This is a genomic window from Burkholderia sp. Se-20378, assembly GCF_017104665.1.
Classification (GTDB): domain Bacteria; phylum Pseudomonadota; class Gammaproteobacteria; order Burkholderiales; family Burkholderiaceae; genus Burkholderia; species Burkholderia lata.
Genome location: NZ_JAAGPG010000066.1, coordinates 20,100 through 27,437, shown reverse-complemented (window position 1 = coordinate 27,437; position 7,338 = coordinate 20,100). Strand labels below are relative to the sequence as shown.

At 67.0% G+C, this 7,338-nt stretch carries 8 protein-coding genes; all 8 read left to right on the top strand.

The features are described from left to right. Positions 1 to 163: 163 nt before the first annotated feature. The 8 genes from G3N93_RS10575 to G3N93_RS10540 all read left to right on the top strand — a co-directional run bounded on the left by G3N93_RS10575 (position 164) and on the right by G3N93_RS10540 (position 7,320). Positions 164 to 1,492, top strand: a complete 1,329-nt coding sequence (locus tag G3N93_RS10575; protein ID WP_206132985.1) for an MFS transporter — start codon at positions 164 to 166, stop codon at positions 1,490 to 1,492. A gap of 16 nt (positions 1,493 to 1,508) precedes the next feature. Continuing rightward, on the top strand, positions 1,509 to 2,093 hold the full coding sequence (locus G3N93_RS10570; protein WP_206132984.1) for an alpha/beta hydrolase: 585 nt from the start codon (positions 1,509 to 1,511) through the stop codon (positions 2,091 to 2,093). Positions 2,094 to 2,238: 145 nt separating this feature from the next. Beyond that, positions 2,239 to 2,412: a hypothetical protein gene (locus G3N93_RS10565; RefSeq protein ID WP_179258686.1), complete on the top strand. Its 174-nt coding sequence runs from the start codon at positions 2,239 to 2,241 to the stop codon at positions 2,410 to 2,412. Position 2,413: 1 nt separating this feature from the next. Further along, positions 2,414 to 2,800 carry a type II toxin-antitoxin system death-on-curing family toxin gene (locus G3N93_RS10560; protein WP_206132983.1) on the top strand — a complete coding sequence of 129 codons (387 nt, stop codon included), beginning with the start codon at positions 2,414 to 2,416 and terminating at the stop codon, positions 2,798 to 2,800. Positions 2,801 to 3,185: 385 nt separating this feature from the next. Continuing rightward, entirely contained in the window at positions 3,186 to 4,352 is a 1,167-nt protein-coding gene (locus tag G3N93_RS10555) for an ABC transporter substrate-binding protein (protein WP_174934094.1), read from the top strand. Positions 4,353 to 4,401: 49 nt separating this feature from the next. Continuing rightward, positions 4,402 to 5,481 (top strand): ABC transporter ATP-binding protein, encoded by a 1,080-nt coding sequence (locus tag G3N93_RS10550; protein WP_206132982.1) that lies wholly within the window; start codon positions 4,402 to 4,404, stop codon positions 5,479 to 5,481. 37 nt (positions 5,482 to 5,518) lie between these two features. Next, positions 5,519 to 6,388 carry an ABC transporter permease gene (locus G3N93_RS10545; RefSeq protein WP_206132981.1) on the top strand — a complete coding sequence of 290 codons (870 nt, stop codon included), beginning with the start codon at positions 5,519 to 5,521 and terminating at the stop codon, positions 6,386 to 6,388. Next, positions 6,388 to 7,320, top strand: a complete 933-nt coding sequence (locus G3N93_RS10540) for an ABC transporter permease (protein WP_174934088.1) — start codon at positions 6,388 to 6,390, stop codon at positions 7,318 to 7,320. Before G3N93_RS10545 ends, G3N93_RS10540 begins: the two co-directional genes overlap by 1 nt. The last annotated feature ends 18 nt before the right edge of the window (positions 7,321 to 7,338 follow it).

Genomic DNA, 7,338 nt, shown 5'->3' with positions numbered 1-7,338 from the left:
CGCGCCGCGCATCCGGGCAGGCGGTCGTCGCGGCCGCCGCCCGCCGATCGTTGTGGCGTGGCACCCATCCCCGCGCACGGCGCGGGGGCTGACTCCGGACCACGGAGCGGGGCCACGCAAGCCGCGCCGGAGCACGACCGCTCTGGTGCCGGAGGAGACACGCATGCTGATCCATCATGTCGAGCCGTCGATGCAGGACGTCGCCGCCGCCGGCCGGCGCGCGCCCGCGTATGCGTGGCTCGTGTTCGGGCTGACCGTCGGCCTGCTGCTGTCGGACTACATGTCGCGGCAGGTGCTCAACGCCGTGTTCCCGCTGCTCAAGCACGCGTGGGCGCTGTCGGACACGCAGCTCGGTTCGCTGTCCGGCGTCGTCGCGCTGCTGGTCGGGCTGCTGACGTTTCCGCTGTCGGTGCTCGCCGACCGCTTCGGTCGCGTGCGCAGCATCGTGCTGATGGCTGCGTTGTGGAGCGTCGCGACGCTCGGCTGCGCGCTGTCGACCAACTACACGGAGATGCTCGTCGCGCGCGGCCTCGTCGGGCTCGGCGAAGCCGCGTACGGCAGCGTCGGCGTCGCACTGATCCTCAGCATCTTTCCGGCACGGCTGCGCGCGACGCTGACCGGCGCGTTCATGGCCGGCGGCGCGTTCGGTTCCGTGTTCGGGATGGCGCTCGGCGGGCTGGTCGGCGCGCATCTCGGCTGGCGCTGGTCGTTCGGCGTGATGGCCGCGCTCGGCATCGTGCTGCTCGTCGCGTATCGCTGCGTCGTGACCGAACGACGGCTCGCCGCGTATCGCATCGAACCGTGCCGGCGCGACGCCGGCACGCCGCACGACCTGCGCGGCAACGTGCGCGCGCTGATGTCGGGGCTGTTCGCGTCGCGTTCGGTGATCTGCGCCTATCTCGGCAGCGGGCTGCACCTGTTCGTGCCGGGCGCGCTGTTCGCGTGGCTGCCGAGCTACCTGAACCGCTACTACGCGATGGCGCCCGACCGCGCGGCCGTGCTCGCGGCCGGCTTCGTGCTGCTCGCGGGCGTCGGGATGGTCGGCTGCGGGATCGTCACCGACCGCGTCGGCAAGACCGACGGCAAGCGCAAGTGGCTGACCGCGATCGCGTATTGCGTGCTCACGGGCGTATGCCTCGCGATTGCGTTCCGGCTGCCGCCCGGGCCGCTGCAGCTCGCGCTGATCTGCGCGGGGATGCTGGTCGGCGCGGGCGCATCCGGTGCATCGGGCGCGATGGTCGCGAACCTGACGCCGGCCGCGATCCACGCATCGGCGTTCGCGACGCTCACGCTCGCCAACAACCTGCTCGGCATGGCGCCGGGCCCGCTGCTGACGGGGTGGGTTGCCGATCGCGCCGGGCTCGTCGGCGCACTGCAATGGATTCCTGTCGTGCCGCTCATGGCCGCCGTGCTGTTCGCGATCGGACGCGCGAGCTACGTGGCCGATCTCGCGCGCGTCGAACGCGAACCGCGCGCGTCCCAACTTTCCTGAACGCTTCGGAGACTGCATGACCCTGACGACCGCCCCCACCATCCTGATCGTGCCCGGCTTGCGCGATCACGTCGAAGACCACTGGCAGACGCACCTCGAACGACGCCTGCCGAACGCGCGCGCCGTCGCGCCGCTGGAAGCCGACAAGCTGAGCCGCGACGCGCGCGTCGCGGCGCTCGATGCGGCGCTGGCCGAGATCGACGGCCCCGTGATCCTCGTCGCGCACAGCGCGGGGGTGATGATCACGGTGCACTGGGCAAGGCAGGCCACGCGCAAGATTCATGGCGCGCTGCTCGCGGCGCCGGCCGATCTCGAGTCGCCGATGCCCGCCGGTTATCCGGCGCCCGATGCGATCGCCGCGAACGGCTGGACGCCGATACCGACCGAACGTCTGCCGTTTCCGAGCATCGTCGCCGCGAGCCGCAACGATCCGCTCGCGCGTTTCGAACGTGTCGAGGCGCTGGCGGCCGGGTGGGGCGGCAAGCTCGTCGATCTGGGGGAGGTCGGGCACCTGAACCCGGCGTCGGGGTATGGCGAGTGGCGGGATGCGGAGCGGTTGATCGGAGAGGTGGCTATGCTGGGCGAAGGTGGTTTCCATTAAAAGGACTGTTCGTCGGGCATCGTCTGCCGGCCCTGGACTGCCTTCGTCGGTTCATCGGGTGCTATGATTGACAGCAATGTGCAGCTGCCGTCCGTTAGCGAGATAAGCGGCTGATTGTTATCGTTTTTTTAGGCGGAACGCTGTCATGGCTCCCAAACGAAAGGTACTGTACGGGGTTGAGTTGAAACCCCGTACGATCATCCGTCCCACCACCGAGGTCAAGGCTTCGACCGAAGCCGAGAAAGGCGACGTGCTTCGTGCGGCGCGAAAAGTCATTTCCGAACACCGGGACGTGCTGATCGCGTTGAAGGACCGCTAATTTGCTGGATCTTGACTACGTCATCACCATCCACGACGAGATCATCCGGGATCTCGGTGGCCTCAGCGGTTTCGCGCATGCTGGCCGAGGCGGAGTCGAGGCCGCCTTGCATCGCGTTGAAAATCATGTCCATTACGCGGGCCTTGACGACGTGTTTGGCATTGCCGCGACCTACGCCGTCGCGATTGCACGCGGCCATGTGTTCAATGACGCAAACAAGCGTACCGGCCTGACTTGCGCTTTGACGTACATGGAGCGGCAGGGGATCTCGATTCCTCGCCTCGCCGACCTCGAAGATTTGATGGTCGACGTTGCCGACGGCACCGTGACCAGCGAAGAGCTGGCCGAATATTTCAGCGCAATCTGGGAAAATTCGTTATCTCGCTGAAAACGCTCCTCTACCAAGCCACTAAGGTGCATGCGTGTCGCCAACAAAGTGGCTGCCTCACATGAGCTTCCGCCAACCAATTCACATCCGACCGCTCCGGCCAACGCAATGTCCGAGGCTCACGGGTGCCGATCCATATCAGATGCTCGTCGGATCCGCTCCAACAGGAGTGGACCCCAGGAGATACGACGTCACAAGACGACTCCTCTTCCAACAATAATCCCCCGAACCATATCGTTCAGTAACCAAATTACTGCCCAACGGAAGGTGTTTGTCAGGGAAAGTCCCGCCCCGTTCGCCGTGGTTTTTTGTTGACCGACATCGTATAACGCCGTCATGATTTCCTGAAAAGAAAGGTCCCATCCACCGACCGAAGTGAGGAGACATGAACGCCACCACGATCGCTCGCCGTGTCCGCCGGATCGCACTCGCCCTGGGCTTCACGCTGTCTGCCGCGGCCGCCGTTGCCGCTCCCGTCTCGCTGAACATCGTCGATGTCGCGGGCAACCTGCAGCTCACGCAGAAGGCCATCGAAGCCTTCAAGGACAAGAACCCGAACCTCGTATCGAACGTCACGTTCACGAACGCGCCCGCGCCGCAATTGCCGGGCAAGATCAAGGCGATGCAGGCGGCGGGGCGCTCCGACATCGACCTCGTGCTGACGGGCACCGACGCACTGGCCGCCGGCATCGAGCAGAACCTGTGGCAGAAGCTGCTGCCCGACGACGCGGCCGCGTTCCCCGGCGTGCTCGACAAATACGCGCCCGGCCCGCGCAAGATGCAGGATCTCGCGCAGGGCTACGGCCTCGAAGTCACGTACATGCCGGCCGGTCCGCTGCTCGAATACAACCCGGCGAAGGTCAGCAATCCGCCGAAGACGCCCGATCAGCTGCTCGCCTGGTGCAAGGCGCACCCGAACAAGCTGATCTACGCGCGCCCGGCCAACTCGGGCCCCGGCCGCACGTTCCTGATGGGGCTGCCGTACGTGCTCGGCGACAAGAATCCGCAGGATCCGATCAACGGCTGGGACAAGACCTGGGCGTTCCTCAAGGCGTTGAACGACTGCGTGCCGTACTACCCGGGCGGCACGTCGGCGGTGATGAAGGAGCTCGGCGAGGGCACGCGCGACATGACCGTGACCGTCACCGGGTGGGATCTCAACCCGCGCGCGCTCGGCATCGTGCCGGCCGAATTCAGGATCCAGGCATTCGACAACATGACGTGGGTCAACGACGCGCACTACATGGTGATCCCGAAGGGCGTGCCGAAGGAAAAGCTCGACGTGCTGTTCAAGCTGATGAACTTCCTGCTCGAACCGGCGCAACAGGCGATGACCTACGACGACGGCTACTTCTATCCGGGCCCGGCGGTGAAGGGCGTAACGCTCGAGATGGCGCCCGCGCACAGCCAGGAGGTCGTCCGCAAGTTCGGCCGCCCCGAGTACGCGAAGCTGCTTGCGGATCGCCCGCACGTGCAGCCGCTCAGCGCGCAGGCGATGGTCGCCGCGTTCCAGAAGTGGGATCGCGAGATCGGTTCGCAGAAGTCGAAGTAACGCATGGACCGGCGGGCGCCGCGGCGCCCGCGTCGATGGAGTTCGCGCAATGAAGCACAGTTTCGAACGGCTGCGGCTCGATGGCGTGTGCCGCAGCTTCACCAATGCGGAAGGCGCGCAGGTCGCCGCGCTGAACGGGCTCGATCTCGAGATCCGGCGTGGCGAATTCATCGCGCTGCTCGGCCCGTCGGGCTGCGGCAAATCGACCGCGCTCAACTGCATCGCGGGGCTGCAGCCGCTCACAAGCGGCGGCATCTGGCTCGACGACACGCGCATCGACGTGCTGCCGCCCGAGCGCCGTGGCTTCGGGATGGTGTTCCAGAACTACGCGCTGTTTCCGCACATGTCGGTGCTCGACAACGTCGGCTTCGGCCTCAAGATGCGCGGCGTGCCGAAGCAGGAAACGCGGCGGCGCGCGCAGCAGGCGCTCGAACTCGTGCAGCTCGTCGGTCACGAGGGCAAGCTGCCGGGGCAACTGTCGGGCGGGCAGCAGCAGCGCGTCGCGATTGCGCGTGCGATCGTGATCGAGCCGCCGCTCGTGCTGATGGACGAACCGCTGTCGAACCTCGACACGAAGCTGCGCATCGAGATGCGCGCCGAGATCCGCCGCATCCACACGCAGCTCGAACGCGCGACGATCTACGTGACGCACGACCAGGACGAGGCGCTGTCGATGGCCGACCGCATCGTCGTGATGAAGGAGGGCGTGGTGCAGCAGGTCGCGACGCCGAAGGATGTCTATACGCGCCCGCACAACCTGCATGTCGCGCGCTTCATGGGCTATCGCAACGTGCTGCCGTTCACGCTCGAAGGGATGGCCGGCGATTACGTGAGCGTCGCAGCCGGCGGCGTTCGCCTCACCGGCGTGCCGATGGCCGGCTTCGACGCGAAGGACGTCTCGGTCGCGCTGCGCCCCGACGACATCGAGCGCGCGGACGAAGGCGGCGACAACACGTTCGACGCGACCGTCGAAACGGTCGAGTACGGCGGTCGCGATTCGCTGATCCGCGCGGTCACGCCGTTCGGCCCGATCTGGGCACGGGTGGCCGGCGAATTCACGGAAGGCGAACCGCTGCGGCTGCGCGTTGCGCCGTCGCGTACGCTCGTCTATCCGGGAGCGCCGAAATGAGCGGCGTGGCCGCGGCGCGGGTACACCGGGAGGCCGCATGAGCACGCTCCCGGTCGGCACGCCGCGCGACGCGAAGGCCTGGCTCGTCACGCCCGCGCTCGGTTTCATCGTCGCGCTGTTCGTCTATCCGTTCGCATACGGCCTCGTGCTGTCGTTCCAGCCGATGAACGGCGGCGGCGCGCTCGCGAACTACGTGCAGTTCTTCACCGACACCGCGATGTGGCCGACCGTGCTCGTCACGCTGAAGCTCGCGGTGCCGGCGACGCTGATCAACGTCGGCATCGCAGTGCCCGTCGCGTTCGCGCTGCGCCGCAACTCGCCGTACCAGAAGTTCGTCACGACGCTGCTCGTGATTCCCGTCACGCTCGGCACGGTGCTCGTCGCCGACGGGATGCTCACGTATTTCGGGCCGAACGGCTGGTTCCCGCAAGCGCTGCAGGGGCTGCACCTGTACACCGACGAAGTGCGCCTCACGCACAACTACTGGGGCGTGCTGCTGTCGCTGATCGTGTCGGGCTTTCCGTTCGCGTTCCTGCTGATGCTGTCGTACATCAGCGGCATCGACCCGACGCTCGCGCGCGCGGCCGCGACGCTCGGCGCGAACCCGTGGCAGCAGTTCCGGCAAATCTACCTGCCGCTGCTCGTGCCGGGGCTCACGATGGCTGCGTGCCTGTCGTTCGTGCAGGCGTTCTCGGTGTTTCCGTCGGCCGTGCTGCTCGGCGCGCCGGCCGGGCCCACGCGCGTGATCTCGATCGCGGCGGCGGAAGCCGCGTTCGAGAGCTACGACTATTCGCTCGCATCGGCGATCGCGATCGTGATGGGTTTCGTGCAGTTGCTGGTGGTCGCGTCGATGCTCGGCGCGCGCCGCTTCTTCTATACGGGCGCGGTGACGGGAGGCAAGGGCTGATGGCGACCGACAATCATGCCGCCCGCACCTGGCCGCCGAAGCACGATGCGCCCGATGCACCCGGTGAGCGGCCCGTCGACGCGAGGAAACCGCAGAAGATGACAAGCAATCTCGCCGGCCGCGCATGGAAGGCGCTCGTGTGGGGGCTGATGGCGTTCTTCCTGCTGAACGTGATGCTGCTGATCGCGACCGTCGCGGTGAATTCGATCGCGACCCGCTGGTTCGGCACGCCGCTGCCGCAGGGCTTCACGCTGCACTGGTACGCGAAGGCGTGGGAGGACTTCCAGCTCGCGAGCGTGCTGTGGGTGACGGTCGAGGTCGTCGGCGCGGTCGTGCTGCTGTCGATCGCGCTCGGCGTGCCCGCCGCGTATGCGCTCGCGCGCGTGCAGTTTCGCGGCAAGCGCTTCGCGCTGCTGGTGTTCCTGCTGCCGCTGATGGTGCCGCCCGTCACGTACGGGATCCCGATGGCCACCGTGATGTACAAGGTCGGGCTCGCGGGCACGCTGCCCGGCGTGATCCTCGCGAACCTCGTGCCGGCGCTGCCGTTCGTGATCCTCGTGATGACGCCGTTCATCGAGCAGATCGACCCGAATCTCGAGTCCGCCGCGCGCATTTTCGGCGCGAACACGTGGCGCTATTTCCGCTACGTGCTGCTGCCGTTGCTGGTGCCCGGCATGCTCGCGGCGGGGCTGCTCGTGCTGGTGCGCACGATCGGGATGTTCGAGCTGACCTTCTTCACCGCGGGGCCGAGCACGCAGACGCTCGTCGTCGCGCTGTATTACGCGGTGTTCTCGACCGGCGTGCGCGCGCCGCAGTCGATCGACGCGATGGCGATGATCTACATGGCCATCACGCTCGTGTGGGTCGTGATCGCGCTGCAGTTCGTGAGCCCGACGCAGCTCGTCAGCCGCGTGAAGCAGGAGCGGCAATAGGCAAGGGCTAGGGCGACG

Excerpts from the sequence above, each read along its gene's own strand:
- G3N93_RS10550 (WP_206132982.1), top strand. The coding sequence starts at position 4,402 with ATGAAGCACAGTTTCGAACGGCTGCGGCTCGATGGCGTGTGCCGCAGC.
- G3N93_RS10565 (WP_179258686.1), top strand. The coding sequence starts at position 2,239 with ATGGCTCCCAAACGAAAGGTACTGTACGGGGTTGAGTTGAAACCCCGT.
- G3N93_RS10555 (WP_174934094.1), top strand. The coding sequence starts at position 3,186 with ATGAACGCCACCACGATCGCTCGCCGTGTCCGCCGGATCGCACTCGCC.
- G3N93_RS10575 (WP_206132985.1), top strand. The coding sequence starts at position 164 with ATGCTGATCCATCATGTCGAGCCGTCGATGCAGGACGTCGCCGCCGCC.
- G3N93_RS10570 (WP_206132984.1), top strand. The coding sequence starts at position 1,509 with ATGACCCTGACGACCGCCCCCACCATCCTGATCGTGCCCGGCTTGCGC.
- G3N93_RS10545 (WP_206132981.1), top strand. The coding sequence starts at position 5,519 with ATGAGCACGCTCCCGGTCGGCACGCCGCGCGACGCGAAGGCCTGGCTC.
- G3N93_RS10540 (WP_174934088.1), top strand. The coding sequence starts at position 6,388 with ATGGCGACCGACAATCATGCCGCCCGCACCTGGCCGCCGAAGCACGAT.